This is a genomic window from Sphingomonas sp. MS122 (genome assembly GCF_049532975.1).
GTDB lineage: Bacteria > Pseudomonadota > Alphaproteobacteria > Sphingomonadales > Sphingomonadaceae > Sphingomonas.
Genome location: NZ_CP186695.1, coordinates 3,649,791 through 3,666,817 on the forward strand (window position 1 = coordinate 3,649,791; position 17,027 = coordinate 3,666,817).

General features: G+C 66.0%; 11 protein-coding genes. 2 read left to right on the forward strand and 9 right to left on the reverse strand.

Annotated features, from left to right (window positions below):
• Positions 1 to 6 precede the first annotated feature (6 nt).
• Both ACO227_RS17520 and ACO227_RS17525 read right to left on the reverse strand, forming a co-directional pair.
• Positions 7 to 1,068, reverse strand: coding sequence for an amidohydrolase family protein (locus tag ACO227_RS17520; RefSeq protein ID WP_423603575.1), 1,062 nt, complete (start codon positions 1,066 to 1,068; stop codon positions 7 to 9).
• Positions 1,065 to 2,492: an NAD-dependent succinate-semialdehyde dehydrogenase gene (locus ACO227_RS17525; RefSeq protein ID WP_423603577.1), complete on the reverse strand. Its 1,428-nt coding sequence runs from the start codon at positions 2,490 to 2,492 to the stop codon at positions 1,065 to 1,067. The genes ACO227_RS17520 and ACO227_RS17525 overlap by 4 nt, the downstream gene beginning before the upstream one ends.
• Positions 2,493 to 2,657: 165 nt before the next feature.
• Here ACO227_RS17525 and ACO227_RS17530 point away from each other — a divergent pair, with 165 nt between their 5' ends.
• Positions 2,658 to 4,061 carry a spinster family MFS transporter gene (locus ACO227_RS17530; protein WP_423603579.1) on the forward strand — a complete coding sequence of 468 codons (1,404 nt, stop codon included), beginning with the start codon at positions 2,658 to 2,660 and terminating at the stop codon, positions 4,059 to 4,061.
• Positions 4,058 to 4,474 carry a nuclear transport factor 2 family protein gene (locus tag ACO227_RS17535; RefSeq protein ID WP_423603581.1) on the forward strand — a complete coding sequence of 139 codons (417 nt, stop codon included), beginning with the start codon at positions 4,058 to 4,060 and terminating at the stop codon, positions 4,472 to 4,474. The genes ACO227_RS17530 and ACO227_RS17535 overlap by 4 nt, the downstream gene beginning before the upstream one ends.
• Before the next feature lie 43 nt (positions 4,475 to 4,517).
• On the opposite strand, the gene ACO227_RS17540 is transcribed toward ACO227_RS17535, so the two are convergent.
• From ACO227_RS17540 to ACO227_RS17570, 7 genes are all read right to left on the reverse strand, one after another.
• On the reverse strand, positions 4,518 to 6,419 hold the full coding sequence (locus ACO227_RS17540; protein ID WP_423603583.1) for a glycoside hydrolase family 3 protein: 1,902 nt from the start codon (positions 6,417 to 6,419) through the stop codon (positions 4,518 to 4,520).
• A 117-nt stretch (positions 6,420 to 6,536) separates the two neighbouring features.
• The gene (locus tag ACO227_RS17545; protein ID WP_423603585.1) at positions 6,537 to 8,930 is read right to left on the reverse strand and encodes a TonB-dependent receptor; all 2,394 of its coding nucleotides are present in this window, start codon (positions 8,928 to 8,930) and stop codon (positions 6,537 to 6,539) included.
• 160 nt (positions 8,931 to 9,090) lie between these two features.
• Entirely contained in the window at positions 9,091 to 10,017 is a 927-nt protein-coding gene (locus ACO227_RS17550; protein ID WP_423603587.1) for a formylglycine-generating enzyme family protein, read from the reverse strand.
• 82 nt (positions 10,018 to 10,099) lie between these two features.
• Complete coding sequence (locus tag ACO227_RS17555) at positions 10,100 to 11,785, reverse strand: arylsulfatase (protein ID WP_423603589.1); 1,686 nt, start codon at positions 11,783 to 11,785, stop codon at positions 10,100 to 10,102.
• A gap of 114 nt (positions 11,786 to 11,899) precedes the next feature.
• Entirely contained in the window at positions 11,900 to 13,786 is a 1,887-nt protein-coding gene (locus ACO227_RS17560) for a sulfatase family protein (protein WP_423603591.1), read from the reverse strand.
• A gap of 8 nt (positions 13,787 to 13,794) precedes the next feature.
• On the reverse strand, positions 13,795 to 15,504 hold the full coding sequence (locus ACO227_RS17565) for a sulfatase family protein (RefSeq protein WP_423603593.1): 1,710 nt from the start codon (positions 15,502 to 15,504) through the stop codon (positions 13,795 to 13,797).
• 44 nt (positions 15,505 to 15,548) lie between these two features.
• Positions 15,549 to 16,979 carry a sulfatase-like hydrolase/transferase gene (locus tag ACO227_RS17570; protein WP_423603595.1) on the reverse strand — a complete coding sequence of 477 codons (1,431 nt, stop codon included), beginning with the start codon at positions 16,977 to 16,979 and terminating at the stop codon, positions 15,549 to 15,551.
• Positions 16,980 to 17,027: the final 48 nt, after the last annotated feature.

Genomic DNA, 17,027 nt, shown 5'->3' on the forward strand with positions numbered 1-17,027 from the left:
CGGCGCTCAGCCGGCGGTGAAGCCGAACACGCGTTCCGCATTGGTCTGCATCAGCTTCCTGAGCGTCGCCGGCGGCAGCTCGAGATTGTCGTGGATACGTACTTCGTCCGCGACATACTGGTAGGGATAATCCATCGCATACATCACGCGATCCTCGCCCATCACCTCGATGCAGAGCTTGATCGCAGGCTCCCAGGGCAAGCCGCTGGTGGTGGCGAGGACATTTTCGCGCATGCAATCGATCAGGCCCTTCTTGAGCGGCTTCAACCGTTCATAGCGGCCCGAGCGTACCCCCGCCTGATGCATGAAATCGAGCCGATAGAGCCAGTATGGCAGCGCCTCGCCACCATGTCCCGCGATGACCTGCAAGTCGGGATAGCGATCGAAGACCCCAGTGGTCATCAATCGCAACAGATGCATTCCGGTCTCCACGCCAAAGCCGAAGATCGCCCCGTCGAGCCCCGCCTCGAGCAGCGGATCGATCATCGCGTCGGGCGGCGTCTGCGGGTGGATGTAGAGCGGCTGGCCGGTCTCGGCGAGCGCGCGGAAGATCGGATCGAAGAACGGCTCGTCGAGATAACGGCCCTGGGTATGGCTGTTGACCATCACGCCCTTGAAGCCGAGTTCCTCCGCGCCGCGCTTGATCTCGCGCGCCGACCACAGGGGATCCTGCGGCGCGATGCTGGTCAACCCGACATAGCGCCGAGGGTGCCGTTCCACCGCGACGGCAAGCTGGTCGTTGGCGCGGGTGACGAGGCCCTTTGCCTCCTCCGTCTCGAACGGCTGACCGCCGGGCGAGGTGAGCGCGAGCACCGCGACGTCGACTCCCGTCGCGTCCATGTCGGCGATGCGGCGCTCATCGAGATCGAGCAGCCGCTCGATGATCGTCATCGCGCGCTCCGAGGGCGATTGCGCATAGAAGCCCCAGAGCGACGTGACGCCCTTGTCCGCCCTGCCCTCGCGGATCAGCCGCAGGAATGCGTCGATCTGCTCACGCGTGGCGAAGGCTTCCTCGGTCGCAACGCGCAGATAGCCGCGACCGCCGCCGGTCTCGAGTGGGTGAGTCATGCTTCGTGCACCGCCTTTGTAACCAGGCAGGCCTGGACGCCTTCCGGGCCGTCCTCGCTGCCATGTCCGGACCATTTGACGCCGCCAAAGGGCGAATCCGCGCCGCCGATCATCGAGGTGTTGACCCCAACCATGCCGGCCTCGAGCTCGCGCGCGACGCGCCGCTGCCGCTGAGCATCCCTGGTCCATACATAGGCGGCCAGGCCGTAGGGCAGCCGGTTCGCCTCGGCGACCATCGCCTCCTCGTCGGGATAGGGGTTGATGATCGCGACGGGGCCGAACGGCTCCTCGTTCATCACCTGTGCCGACGCCGGCACCTCGCTCAACACGGTCGGCGCGAAGAAGAAACCCTGGTTGCCGATCCTCTCGCCGCCCGCTGCCCGCTTGCCGCCCTGCGCCACCGCGTCGGCGACGAGCCGCTCCATCGCCTCCGGCCGCCGCGCGTTCGCCATCGGCCCCATCTGCGATTGCGGATCGAGCCCGTCGCCCACCCGCAACGCACGAGCGCGTTCGATGAACCCGTCGCGGAAGCGTGCGAACATGTCCTGCTGCACGATGTAGCGTGTCGGCGAGACGCACACCTGCCCCGCATTGCGCCATTTTGACGCCGCCATGGTATCAAGCGCACAATCCATGTCGGCGTCGTCGAACACCAGAACCGGGCCGTGCCCGCCCAACTCCATCGTCGTCCGCTTCACGTCGTCGGCAGCGAGTTTGAGGAGTTGTCTGCCCACCGCGGTCGATCCGGTGAAACTGAGCTTGCGGATCACCGGCGACGCAAGCAGGTGCCGCGACACTTCGTCGGGCACGCCGAACACCGCCTGCGCCACCCCTGCCGGCAACCCGGCGTCGAGCAGGCATTGAAGTACCGCCAGCGCCGATGCGGGCGTTTCCTCGGCCGCCTTGAGGATCACCGAACAGCCGGCCGCGATTGGCGCGCCGAGCTTGCGGCCGGGATTGCCCGCCGGGAAATTCCATGGCGCGAACGCCGCCACCGGCCCCACCGGTTCATGCGTGACAGTCGATCGCTGCCCCGCCGGGCGCACCAGCACACGGCCATAGTTGCGCGCACATTCGCCGGCATAGAAAGCGAACAGCCCGGCGGTCATCATAACCTCGCCGCGCGCCTCGCCCAGCGTCTTGCCTTGCTCCAGCGTCATCGTTCGCGCGAGCATGTCGGCACGCTGCACCAGCAGCCGTGATGCGCCGTTCAACACCTCCGCGCGCTGCTGCGGCGTCGAATTGCGCCAAGTGCGAAATCCGCGCGCGGCGGCGTCGAGAGCGCGATCGAGATCACTGGCGTCGGCCAGCGGCAACTCGCCCAGCACATCGCCGCTCGCCGGGTTCAGGACGGGAAAGGTCCGGCGCGCGCCGCAGCCGATCCGCTCGCCATCGATATGCAGATACAGGTCGTCATGCACCATGATTGCTCTTCTCCCGCGGGTCCCGTCACCTACGCCGAGTCCGTCGTGCATGTAAATAGATATTGATTAATCATCATCTTTGCCGCAGGATGCCGCCGGAAAGAAACCGGCAAGCCGTTCCCGGCGAGATGCGCCGAGAAGCGGCACAAGGAGGGGAAGAGCACCTTGCGCGACGATGACGACGAACGCCTGCTGTCACCGGGCTACCGCCGCACCTTCATCGGCATGTCGTTCACCGTCGCGGTATTCAACTTCGCCGACCGATCGGTGCTTGCGGTGCTCGCCCAGCCGATCAAGCGCGATCTCCATCTCACCGACTTCCAGCTCGGCATTCTGCAGGGGGTCGCCTTCGCCTTTCTCTATGCCATTCTCGGCCTACCGATCGGGCGCCTTGCGGAACGCGTTTCACGCGTGAAGATCATTGCCACTGCGATCACCTTCTGGTCGCTGATGACCGCCGCCTGCGGCCTGGCGGGGAACTTCCTCCATCTGCTGCTGTGCCGTGTCGGCGTGGGCATGGGCGAAGCGGGGTCGCAACCGGCGACATCGTCACTGGTCAGCGATCATTTCCCGCGCGAGCGGCGCGCGTCGGCGATGTCGCTGATCATGCTCGGCACGCCGGCCGGCACCTTTCTCGGCGCCGCAGTGGGCGGCTGGGTGGCCGCGCAATGGGGATGGCGCGCGGCCTTTTTCGCGCTCGGCGTTCCGGGGGTGATCGTCGGTCTGATCGTGCTGCTGGTGCTGCGCGAGCCGCGCCGAGGGCTTGCCGACAACGCCCCGCGCGAGCCCATGCCGATCCCGGACTTCGGCGCGTTCCTGCGTGTCGTGGCGAGCAAGCGCGGCCTGCTGTTCGTCATCGCCGGCGGCGCGCTCGCCGGTTTCGGGATGACGGCGATCTCGCAGTTCCTGGCAGTCTATCTGGGGCGGATCTACCAGTTGCCGGTGCAGCAGGCAGGCGCGCTTTACGGCACCATCTCCGCCATCGCGCTCGCGTCGGGACTGCTGATCGGATCGTTCGGCACCGACTGGCTGTCGCGGCGCGGGGACCGGCGCTGGCCGGCCTGGGGATCGGCGATCGGTCTGGCGGTCGCGCCGCTGCTCTATTGGATCGCGTTCAACATGCATTCGATCCTATGGGGATCGGTGATGCTGTGCCTTTCGGGCGCGGCGCTGCTGGTTTTCTATGGTCCGACGATGGGGATGATTCAGAACCTGCTCGAACCGCGCATGCGCGCGACCGGCGCGGCGCTGTTCGCCATTCTCTATACGATCTTCGGTTCGGGCCTGGGCCCCGTCGCGGTGGGCTGGATGAGCGACCATTTCGCCGGATCGGTGTTCGCCGGAGGCAATTACCTGGAGCAATGCCACGGCGGCAAGGCGGCGCTGGCCGCGGCCAAGAGCTTGGCCGATCCCTGCGCGGTCGCGGCGACCCATGGCATCAAGACGGCGCTGATGGCGGCGGTGTGCGTGTTTTTCCTCGCCTCGATCTGCTTCCTGATCGCGTCGATCACGTTGCGGGAAGATTTTTACGTCGTGGGCGAGGAACGCGCGCCCCGCGCCGGCGGATGAATCCCGAAACGCGCTTTCGCGCCTATCTTCATGCGTTCAACGGGCGTGACTGGAACGCCTTGCGCGGTTTCTACGCGCCCGAGGTGCGACTGATGATCGGCAATGGCACCGAACTGGCGGGACGCGAGGCGATCATCGACTTCTATACCCGGGTGAACCGGCAAACACGGCGAACGATCGAGATCGTGCAGTGCCTGGCGAACGAAGTCACGTTGGCGGCGGAAATCGAATCGGAATTTCTTGCGCTGGAGGACGTACCTGATTTCCTCAAGCAGCCATTGGTCCGCGGCGACCGCTATTATCTTAACAGCTTCGTCTTCTACGAATTTTCCGGCGAGCAATATACGCGCATCCGCGCCGCGACCTTCCGCAGCGAATTCCGACCGGTCGCTTCGACGGAAGAGAAAAGATAGCGCGTCGCGGAGCCGTTCGAACGATCTGGACGCGAGGCAACTCTCACTGCCGGAATCCTTCCCCGCGATAGAACAAAGGCGACTCACCGCGCTCGCCGGATCGCGCGAGACCCTCCATCGACCGCGGCAGATCGAAAGGCAGCCGGCCTCGCGGCTTGGCATGGCCCCGCACGACGTCGAGCAACGCGCTTTCGCTGGCTCCGAAGGTGACCACGATGGCACGGCTATGCGGCAACAGCGCCGTCAGGATCGCGGGCCGATCCATCTCGACTGCGACGATCACCGGCACGTGGCGTGCGGCGGCGGCGATCGCCTTCGTATCCGGATCGTCCGCGCGGAAATCGAGCCGGCCTTCATGCTGGCGGGATCCGAAGAAGTGATGCGGGTGCAACATCTCGAACGGCGTCGCGGTGCGCACCAGCGCAACATCTGCGTCCTCCGCCTTCGTGACAACCTCGAACCCAGCGGCACGCGCCGAGGCGGCGTCCATGCCGTACAGCCAGAGCTTGGTGCCGGCGCGAAGCGGCAACATGCCATCCGCATTGCGCAGCATTACGATGCCTGCGCGCTGTGCCGCTTCCGCCTCGATCCGTACCGCAGGATTGCCCAAGACGGCCGCTGCCGCGCTGGGATCGACAAAGGGTTGCTCGAACAGCCCCAGCTCGAACTTGAGCCGAAGGATGCGGCGTACCGACGCGTCGATCCGGGTCGCCGCGATCTTCCCTGCCCGCACGGCCGCCAGGAGCGGCTCCGGATCGTCCACGCCGCCGAATTGGTCGAGGCCCGCATCTAACCCCTTGGCGAAGCGTTCGGAGACGGCGAGATGCTCGACGCCCCAGGGCATCCCGATCGATGCCGGAAGCTGCTGATTCTCCGCACTCGGCGACGTGCACGCGGCATCGCAATCGCGGGTGATTGCCCAGTCTGAGATGATCAGGCCGCCATATCCCTTCTCGCGCCGCAGCAGCTCGGTCAGCAATTGCTTGCTGAATCCCGCTCCAACCGGTTCGAGCGGCGCTCCGTTCAGCCGCGGCCCGTTCACGATGACATAGGTCGGCATCACACCCGCGGCGCGGACAGCGAAGGCCCCGTTGAACGCCTCGACATGTTTCGCGAACTCGCCGTCGGACATGCTGACGGCGCGGCCATAGAAATTGTGGCCGTCATAGCCTTCGGGGGCAGCACCATAGCCGACCCAATGCTTGACCACCGCCGCGACGCCCCCGCGCGTCACGCCCGAGGAACCGCCCTGGAAGCCCTCGACGTAAGCGCCGGCGAGCCGCGAGACAGCCGCCGGATCCGATCCGAAGGTCGCGGTGATGCGCGGCCAGCGCGGCTCCGACCCGATATCGGCCTGAGGCGACAGCGCCATATGAATGCCGACCGCACGGTATTCGCGCCGCGCCGCATCGCCGAAGCGGCGAACGAGCGCGGGATCGCTGATCGCGGCGAACGCCAGCGTCTCCGGCCATTGCGAGAAGCCGCCGCCATTGGTGCTGGCGCCCGCCGTCGCGTGGAAGTGGTGACGCGGGTCGGTGCTGATCGTCACCGGGATGCCCAGGCGCGTCGCCTCGGCCATTTTCTGCACCGCATTGTTCTGCGCCGCGAAATCCGCCGGCGGCATGACCAGCCGGGTGATGAAGCTGGAAACATGACGCCCGGCGATCAGTTCCCTCGCCTTGTCGAGATCATAGCCCGCGACCGAGGCGCCGATCGCCGAGCCCTTGGCCGGCAAGGTTCCGTGCAGCAGTTGACCGACCTTCTCTTCCAGCGTCATGCGCGCGAGCAGGTCGTCCAGCCGCGCCTCGATGGGCAGCGCCGGGTTCTCATAGGGGTCCATCGCGCCATTGCGGTTGAGATCGCGATAGGCCGGCCGATCTGGCGGCGCCGCACCAAGCGAGCCCAGCGTCAAGATCGTCAGAACGCATCTCGCCAGTTTGCGCATTTCGTGGCTTCCTTATCGAGCATGCAGCGGGATGCCGCGATCAGGGACGGCGCCCCTCAAAGGGAGCGCCGCCAGGGGAACCAGTCGCTCTCGGGAAGACGCTGGATAGGCCGAAGATCAGAATTTCACGCCGAAGGTCGCGCCGAAATAGCGGCTCGAATCCTTGTTGTAGGTTCCGATCAGGTCGTAGGGATTTGCAGTGGTCGCCAGCAGCGAGTTGTGCGCGATGCTCGTCAGATAGTTCTCGTCGAACAGGTTCTTGACGAACAGGGTCAGGCTGTAGCGGTCGTCGATCGTCTTGAGGCCGATGCTGGCATCCACCAGCGTGTAGGCCGGCTGCCACAGTAACGGATCCTGCTCGACCGCGAACTGCTGCTCGCTGGTAAAGTTGATCGAGAACTGGCCGAACGCCGCCAGGCTCGAGCTGATGTCCGCCTCGTAGCGCGGCGACACGCTGACGCGCCACTCGGGGCTCGCCGCCAGCGGCTTGCCGCGCAGATTCTGCTGCGGGGTCGCGCCGGCCGCGGTGCGGTAGCAGACGTTGATCGGCGTACCGGTCATCACCGGCGCGGCCGCCTGCAGCTGCAGCGGGCAGTTCAGGCCATCGATGTCGATCGTCGACTTTGCATAGGTTACCGCGGCGTTCACGGTGAAGCCATCGGTCGGACGCATCGTCGCCTCGATCTCGAAGCCCTTGGTCTGCGACTTGCCCGCGTTGGTCGAAACGAACTGCACGACGCCCGTCACCGGGTCCGAGCGGTTCGCCTGGACCTGAAGATTGGTATAGTCTGCAAGGAAGGCAGCGGCAGAGATGGTGAACGAACCGTCCGAAGTGCGGCCTTTGAAGCCGATCTCATAAGCGTTCACATGCTCGGGCTCGAGCGCCTTCTGGTTGGCGAGATCGGCCGAGATTTCCATCTCGTAGCCCAGGCCCTTGTAGCCGCGCGTGTAGGTCGCATAGGCCTGCGCATTGCGGTTGAACTCATATTGCAGGCCCGCCTTGCCGGTCACCGCGGTGTCGTCGGCGCGGAACTCCCCGCTGACCGGGGGATTGGCCGGGAAGATCACGTCGCCGGTCTGGATCGGGGCGATGCGGAAGCCACGGTTGAAGCCCTTCTCATACTGGACGCGCAGACCGCCGATCACCTTGAGGCCGCCGACGATGTTGTAGTCGAACTGGCCGAAGGCGGCGATGCTGTCCTGCGAGAGATGGATTTCGCTCGCGGACGACTGGTAGATGATGTTGGCCGCGGCGCAGGGCTGGCCGATCACCCCCGCGGTGCAGCGCGCGCGCCGGCGATCGAACGGCCGCTCGATATAGCTGTGCATGTAGAACACGCCGGCGACATAGTTGAACGCGTTGCTGCCGTTGCTGGCGATCCGCAGTTCCTGGCTCAGCCCCTGGATATCAGCGACGCCGTGGTTCTGGTTCCACCAGGAATAGGCCGCGCCCGTGCCTGCGAAGATGGGAACCGGCGCGTTGATGCGGTCGATCGGCTGATTGACGTCGAGATGATATTTCTGGAACGCGGTGATCGAGGTGATCGTCGCCGCGCCCAGATCCAAATCGGCCTGAAGCGAGTAGGTCTGCTGGCTGGAATTGGCGTAGGTGTCCGCATCCTCGTTGATCGTGCGGTTGGTTCGCGACGCCTGGATCGGGCCGACCAGGCTCTGGAGCACGGGGTTGACGATGCTGACCATCGTCGAGCCGCAGCAATCGGCATCGGTCTTGCGATATTCGGCGCTCAGCAGGAAGTTCAGCGTCTCGGTCGCATCCCATTCGAGCTTGCCGCGCACGCCCCACCCGCTCGACCCGTTGACCCAGCGGTCGGTGCCGATGTTGCGCGTGATGCCGCGCACGTCGTTGTAATAGCCGGTGACGCGTGCGCGCAGCGTGTTCGACAGCGGGCCCGAGACGGTGCCGCGCGCGCGATATTCGCCATGCTCGGCGATGGTGAAGTCACCGCTGACGGTGAAATCACGCGAGGGCCGCGCGGTGGTCACGCTGATCACGCCCGCCGACGCGTTCTTGCCGAACAGCGTGCCCTGCGGACCGCGCAGGATCTCGACGCGCTCGATATCGGCGAGATCGGAGAAGCCCTGCGCCTGGCGCACCGCGACGACGCCGTCCACCACGGTGGAGACCGAGGATTCGGTTCCCTGCCCGAACAGCGAAGTGCCGATACCGCGGATGCGGAAGCTGGTGTTGGTCGGGTTGGCGCCCTGCTGGAAGCTGAGCGAGGGCACCGCCTGAACGAGCGAACTGGTATCGGAGATCTGCCGGTCGGCCAGCGCATCGCCGGTGACCGCGGTCACCGCGAGCGGCACGTCGAGCAACCGCTCGGCGCGCTTCTGCGCGGTCACGATGATCTCGCCGGTATCTTCGGGCGCGGCGGCCTCGGCCTGCGGCTCGGATGCCGTCGCGGTCTCCTGCGCATGCGCCGGCCCCGCCAGCGAAACAGCAAGCGCAAAGGCGGACGCGACGACATGGAAATGGACTGAACGATTCATACAACCTCCCCAGAAACGATGGCTTTGCGCGGCTCTGCTGGCCTTAAGCAACGGCGACTCGTCGACTGCCGCTCATTTGATTTAACGCTAAACTGATCGAGCGCGGGAACGTTGTCAAGCGACAATCGGAACGGGTGGAGATAAGCTTTGTGCCCCGGAGCTAGTCGCGAACGACGCAGCGGAAACCGATATGGGTGGTGGTCGAATCGACCGGCTGCGGGTGACGGGCGGCAGGCCGGTAGCGCTGGCAGTAATTCTCCGCGCACAGATGCGATCCGCCCTTCAGCACTTTGCGCGGGATGCGCACCTGCGGCGTGCAGGGATCGTAGCTGTCGCGCTCGCGCCCGCCGCGCGGATTGGGAACGGCGCAACAGGCTCCCGCCTGCTTCTTGACCGGCTTGCGGTCCCCCGCGCCCGGCATCGCGAACCAGTCCGACGTCCACTCCCAGACGTTCCCGATCATGTCGTACAGCCCGTAGCCGTTCGACGGATAGTGCCGCACCGGCGAGGTCCGCTCGAAGCCATCGAGCAAGGTGTTGGCGTAGGGGAACCGGCCCTGCCAGTAGTTCGCGAGCATCGCCCCACCCGGCGCGAGTTCGTCGCCCCAGGCATAGTCGCTGTCGGCACCGCCGCGCGCGGCGAACTCCCACTCCGCCTCGGTCGGAAGCGACTTGCCCGTCCAGCGCGCATAGGCCTCCGCGTCCACATAGGCGACATGGACCACCGGATGATCGTCCAGGCCGTCGAGCGAGCTGTCCGGCCCGAGCGGATGGCGCCAGTCGGCGCCGGGGCGGAAGGCCCACCATTGCGAAAAATCACCCATGTCAACCGGGCCGGCGGTCTTCTCGAAGACCAGCGAGCCGGCCAGCGCGAGTGCCGGGTCGAGCCCGGGATAATCGGCCGGATCGGGTGCGATCTCGGCGAAGGTGACGTATCCCGTCGCGGCTACGAACGCGGCGAACTGCGCATTGGTGACCGGCGTCTCGTCGATCCAGAACGGATCGACCCGCACGGTGCGGACCGGCGCCTCTTCCGGGTAGAAGCGGTCCGAGCCCATGCGGAAACGGCCGCTTTCGACATGACGCATGCCGGCAAATCCGGAGTCAGTGGCGGAACGAACGTCAGGGGAACTGCGCATCGGCATCCTCTAGCCGGATCGACCGGGGAAGTCAGTTGCCCGTCAACGGCGGAATCGCCTGCCGGTCCGGGCTGTCATCGAAACGCTCGCGCGACCGGAATCGCTCCGGCATCTCGGCGAGCGGCGGGGTGCTGTACTTGTGCGCCTCGCTCCACCACAGCTTCTTCAGCTCCTCGACCTTGCCGGGATGACGATCGGCGATGTCGTTCGCCTCGGCGAAGTCGGCTTCGGTGTCGAACAGCTGCCAGCGGTCCTTCGCGAAATCGGTGCCCGGCTGGTGGACCGCTACCGCCCGCCACTTGCCCCGGGTGATCGCTCGGTTGCCGCGCAATTCGAAATACTGGACGGTGCGCGCGCTGGGCGCGTTCGCGGAACGCAGGGTAGGCAGGATCGACTTGCCCGCGACGGGGATCTCCGCGACGCCGTTCAGGCTGCGCGGAAAGCGTGCCCCGGCGACCTCCGCCAAGGTGGGCGCCAGATCGACGGTATCGACATATTGGCGCCGGATCTCACCGGCATCGCGAATGAGGCGCGGCCAAGTCACGACCAACGGGGTGCGCACGCCCCCTAGATAGGGCCAGACCTTGTAGCGGCGGAACGGCGTGACGCTGGTCATTGCCCAAGGGCGCGGATACTCGGCCTGGGTCTTGCCCGAGCCGAGCTCGTCGAGCCGCGCCAGCATCTGCTCGGGCGTCAGCGTGTTGGGCCGGTAGAGCTTCTCGAAGAAGCCCTTTTGTCCCGCCTCCGACGCGCCGCCATTGTCGGACAACAGCACGATCATCGTGTTGTCATACTGGCCCGTCGCCTTCAGATGCGCGACCAGCCGCCCGATCTGCTCGTCGGTATGGGTGATGAACCCGGCATAGGTCGCCATGAACCGGGCGAACACCGTCTTCTCGATCGCGGTGAGGTCGTCCCAGCGCCGGTCGGACGGGCTGCGCGGGGCGAGCATCGTGTTCGGCGGGACGATGCCGATCCGCTTCATCTGCGCCAGCCGCTCGCTGCGAAGTGCGTCCCACCCCTTCTCATAGACTCCGCGATAGGCATCGATATAGCTGCGCGGCACCTGGATCGGCGAATGGCCCGCGCCATAGGCGAGATAGATGAATTTAGGCTTCGCCGCCCGGTCCGGCTCGGGCGTCATCGCGGCGATCGCACGATCCGTTATGTCGACCGAGAAGTGATAGCCCGGCGTCGTTGGCGTCGGAATGGTCCGGTTTCCCTCGATCAACGATGGCCGGTACTGATCGGTCCAGCCGAGGAAGAAGCCGTAAAAGCTGTCGAAACCCCGTTGCAGCGGCCATGAGCCGTTTCGCCCGGGCGAGCCGTCCTCGTCCTCCGGGGCGAGGTGCCATTTGCCGAGGCCATAGGTGCGGTAGCCGGCACGCTGGAGCACCTGCGCGATGGTCTGCGCGTTCTGCGGAAGCTCGCCGCGATCGCGGGTCAGGTCGGCGGGATCGACCTTCGCCGCAGGCAGATCGGCCATCCGCACCGTTTGCGGATTGCGTCCCGTGAGCAGCGCCGCGCGGGTCGGCGAGCAGACCGATTTGCTGTCAAAGCGGTTGTAGCGCAGCCCGTCTCGCGCCAGCTGGTCGATCGCAGGGGTGCGGATCTCGCCGCCGAACGCGCCGAGGTCCGAAAAGCCGACATCGTCGAGCACGATCACGACGATGTTGGGCGGGGGCGCCGGCCGCTGCCGCGCGACAGCGCCCGGCATGGAGGCCAGCATCAGGGCACCGGCCCCGACTAGCATGAGACAGGCGCAACGGCGGCCCGGCATACCAGGGCGGGTATCGGGAGACGAATTCGTCATCGCTATCTATTCTCCAGATCAGGTGCGGCCCGCGCCGCCGCCCATCCGCTGGCGCAGACGGTCCAGCTCGAAGATCTGGGTCGCGGGAGTGTAGGTGCCGGTGAGGACCGCTTCGAGGTAGCGGCCGACGGTGCGGACATAGTCGTTCTCGCCGCGTGCCGCGCGGCGGATCGTCTCGAGCGCCGACCGCGCGGATTCGCCGACGAAGTTGAGCGCATTGATCGCGTGGAGCTGCACTTGCCATGAGGGCGGCGCATCGATGATCTCCGCCAGCACGCGCACGGCATCGCCGCCACCCTCCAGCCGAGCCACCGCCTCCGCCGCGACCACGCGAACATGCGGGGATGGATCGCCGTCCATGATTGACCGCAATCCTGCAAGCTCGCCCCGCGCCGCCTCGTCCAGGATCAGCATGCCCGTCGCCGCCCAGTAGCGCAGGACCGCCACCGGACTGGCCAGATGCGTGCGCAGCGTGCCGAGATGCGCCGGATCGCGGCTCGCCGCCGCGCTGGCGAGCTGCATCACTTCGCGGAGCGGATAGACCGCGGGATTGCGGCTCTCGACATAGCCCTCGCCGGCCATGCCCTCGGGAATGAAGCCGTTGTCGCCGATCACGACCATATGCGCGTCGAGCGCGTCGCGCATCGACTTGAGCATGCGCGACGCTTCCGGATCGTTGGTGCGATTGACGACCTGGTGCGGATCGGCGCGCAGGTCGTAGAGCTCCTCGAACGGCTTCGCCTCGAAGAAGCGGCGCTGCGCGGCGTTGAGCGTGCCCGCGCGCCAAGCCGCCTCCCAGTCCTGATAGCCCTTGGCGAGCCACGCATAGGCCTGGTGCTGCCCCCAGGGCCGGTGTGGCATGTAATTGCGGATGTAGCGCCAGCGCCCATCGGTAACGGTGCGCGAGAAGTCGATCCGCTCGTCCATCCGGTTGCGCATGCCGAACGCCCAGCGTTGCGGTCTGCCGATGCGCTTGCCGAGCAGGGGACGGCCCGGCATCTGCGGCGGCTGCGCGGCGCCGGCAATCGACAACAATGTGGGGGCGAGATCGATGAACGAAACCGGGGCGTCGATTACGCTGCCCGGCTTGGCGGGCATCAGATGCCGCCATTTGGGCGGCACATGGATGATCAGCTCGCAGCGCAGCCCCTCGTCATAGCAATAGCGCTTCGATCGCGGCAGCACGCCGCCATTGTCCGAATAATGGAAGACGATCGTGTCGTCGGACAGCCCGTCCGCATCGAGATCGGCGAGGCGCTGCGCGAGCTGGCCGTCCATTTTCTCGATCAGATTGTAATAGCTGGCGAAATCCTGCCGGATGCCGGGCGTGTCCGGCAGGTAGGGAGGGAGGGTGACCATTTCCGGCGTGACGCGGCCGGGCGTCGGCTTGAAGAGCTGCGATTCATGCGTGGTCTCGTAGTTGAAGACCGCCATGAACGGCTTGCCCGCCGGGCGCTTGCGCCAATGGCCCTCGGCCCCTTGCACGTCCCAGATCGCCTTGGGATCGACGTCGCAATTATAGTCGGTCTTGCTGACGTTGGTACAGAAATAGCCCGCGGCCCGCATCAGCTCGGGATAGGTGCGGAAGCCCTCGGGAAGCCTGGCGTTGGCGCGCATCTGGTTCGCCGGCGCGCAGCTCTCCGGATAGACGCCGGTCAGGATCGCAAAGCGCGAGGGGGCGCAGACCGGCGCGTTGGAATAGACGTTGCGATAGAGCACACCCTTGCGCGCCAGCGCGTCGATCGCCGGGGTATGCGCGAGCCGATCGCCATAGGCGCCGACGAGCGGACTATTGTCCTCGCTCACCAGCCACAGGATGTTCGGCCGCTCGCTGGTGGCGGCTGACGCGGCCCGCGCTGCGACGGTCGCCGCAACGGCGAGACCAATCACCCCGCGGCGGTTCATCCGGCCGCTCATTCCCCGTCCAGCTTTTCTTGACCGAGCCTCGCCTGCGGCGCGAAGGGCCGGCCCTCCGCATGGGCTTTCTGCTTGGCGGGACTGTCGGGCAGGATGTCGTCGAGGCGATCGGCCCGATTGGGCTCAACCAGCCATTCGTCGGGGAATTGCGCGGCACCGGGGCCGTTGCGGCCGCGGCGTACGCTGCCGATCGCCCGGCGCTCGCCATAGGGGATCGCATGCCGCCCGTCGCGATCGGCCAACTGCTCGAACAGCGCCTTGCGCAGCTCGATCTTCTTTCCGAGATAGGCCGGATCGTTGATCAGATTGCGCCGCTCGTCCGGATCGCGCGCTAGGTCATAGAGTTCGTCGGTGTCATAGACGCCATAATATTGGATATACTTCATGTCGCCGCGCTGGATCGCGAACGTCCCCGGCGTCATCGGGAAGCTCCATTCCCAATAATATTCGTAGATGAAGTCCTGCGGCGCCCAGACCTTCGCGGCGATCTTGCCGGTGATCAGCGGCAGCGCGCTCTTGCCCTCGAAATTCGCGGGGCGCGGCACACCGGCAAGGTCGAGGAAAGTCGGCGCATAGTCGAGGTTGCGGATACGCCCCGGATTGGTCGCGCCCGCGGGCACGCTGCCCGGCTGCCACACCAGCAGCGGCACCCGCACCGATCCTTGATAGGCATTGCGCTTGTCGATCAGCCCGTGGTCGCCGATCAGGAAGCCGTTGTCCGAGGTGAACACCACCATGGTGTCGCGGTCGAGCTTGTTCTTCCGGAGATAATCGAAGATGCGGCCCAGGCTGTCGTCGACCGCCGACAAGGTGGAGTAATAATAGCGCAGATACTCCGTCATCTTCATGTCGGAGTTGTAGAAGAAATCGATGCCGTGCCAGGTGTTGCGCTGGTTATAGACCCACATCGGCTTGCCGCGCCGGTTCTCGGGCGTGTCGGCCGCGGTGTCGGGGATACCGAAGGTCACCTTGTCATATTGGCCGCGATGGCGCGGCGCGGGCAGCGGGTCCGAATGCACCGCCTTGTGGCTGAGGTAGAGGAAGAAGGGTTTCGACTTGTCGCGCTCCTTGTCGAGCCAGGTCATCGCATAATCTGTGAGCTCGTCGGTGATATAGCCCGCCTGCGGCACCGGCTTGCCATCGACATTGAGCATGTTGCGCTTGCCCGCCGCGGCGGCGGCCGCCGGAATGCCGGTGGTCGGGAAATAGGTGCCCTGCCCGCGGAAGCTCACCCATTTGTCGAAGCCGGGGCGCGGATTGTCGTCGTCACTGCCCATATGCCATTTGCCGATGAACGACGTCTGGTAGCCGGCCTTCTGCAGCAGCGCGGGGAAGAAGGTCAGCCCTTCCTCAGACGAGTTGTTGTTGTCGACGATGCGGTGGTTGCGCGCGGTCTCGCCGGTCAGGATAGTCGCCCGGCTGGGCGAGCAGAGCGCCGAGGTGACTACGGTGTTCGGGAAATAACTTCCCTCGCGCGCCATGCGGTCGATATTGGGCGTCCGCAGCTGCGGCTGGAGGAAGCCCATACCGTCGTAGCGCAGGTCGTCCACGATCACGAAGATCACGTTCTTCGGCTTGGCGGCAGCTGCCGCCCGCGTTGCCTGCGCGGGTGTGGGCCGCGGAGCCGCATCCCGCGCCGCCAGCGGCGCCGGTACCGCCGCGAGACTGATCGCCGCGCCCAACAGGCTGATACGAAACGTCCCCATCCACTCTCTCCACTCATCTTTACGTCCGCAGGCCCACTGCTTCGTCAATCCGACGCCCCCTCGCCGCGAAGCGACGGGCACCCTGCCTCGATCGCCGGCAATTTCGGGTCGCGCGAAGGCCGCCCCGCGCACATCGGGAAGCGTTCCTTGCTGAACGGCACGTCGGGAATGCTGCGCAGGGTCGCTTCGAATGCCGCCTTGCGCGCTCGGTCCGCCGGGCTCATGCCCGCAGCGGAGATTTCGGTCTCGACGCCGGTTGCCGGGTCCAGCGCGACGAACCGGCCGTCCCCATAGAGCTTGCGGCTGGCATCGAACACGAAGCGCGCCGGACGCGCCAACCAGCGCGGATCATAATGCATGAAGATGGAGTCGCGTGCCGTGCTCGCCTTGCCGGTTATCACGCTCGCCTGGCTGACGCCGTCGCCCGCACCCGGCTTCAACGTCGCGCCGGAAAATTCGGCAAAGGTCGGAGCGAAATCGAGGAAGTCGAACAACGCGGGCGTCGTTCCGCCCGCAGCGACGCGTCCCGGGGCACGCACGATCATCGGTACATGCGTGCCCGTCAGGGTCGGCCTTCCCTTGCCGCCCTGCACGGCGACCCCGTTCCGCATGCTCGTGATTTCGGTGTTGGTACCGTTGTCCGCAGTGAAGATGACGATCGTATCCTCGTCCAGCCCGAGCGTTTTAAGCTTAGCGAGCAGCGCGCCGACCTGGGCGTCCATATAGCTCATCATGCCGGCGAAGCGGTCCTTTGCGCCCTCGCTCGTCATCGAAGCCGGCGTCGGCACGAACGGGTCGTGGACCAGCGTCATCGAATAATAGAGGAAGAAGGGACGGTCCTTGTGCCGCTCGATGAAATTCAGCGCGAACGCCTGGTCGCGATCGGGGCCGAAGCCTTCCTCGTCGATCCGCGTCTTGCCGTCGATGACGCGAGTGGGGCCCCAATAGCGCGATCCCTTCGCGTCTAGCGGCTTGAGCTGCCACAGCGCGCTCTCCTCGAACCCGGCCTGGACCGGCGTAATCCCCTTGCGCCCGTCGAAGCCGTTCCCCGAGAGCTGCCACTTGCCGACCATGCCGGTCGCGTAGCCGACATCCTTCAGGATGTTGCCGAACGTCCGCTGGCCGGGCGCGAGATAGCCGAACGCCTCATAGTTGCGGTGGTTTTCGATCCCCGTCATGAGCCGCGTGCGTGACGGCGAGCAGAGCGGCGTCGCATGCGCATTGTCGAAACGCAGCCCCTCGCGCGCCATGCGGTCGAGATTGGGTGTATAATATTCGCCGCCATAGGCGTTGACCGTCTCGACGCCCATGTCGTCGGCCAGGATCAGGATGATGTTGGGGCGCTTGTCCTTGCGCGCGGCGGGCGCGGGCAGCGGAGCCTTCTGCTGCGCGCCAGGCGTATCTGTCTGCGCCTGCACCGCAGGTGCGGCCAGGGCAACAGCGACCGCGGCGCAGAGCGCGGCCTTGATTTTCATGCGTCGTTGCGTTGCGGCCATCGGGTCAATCCTTCGCGGCAGTTCCGG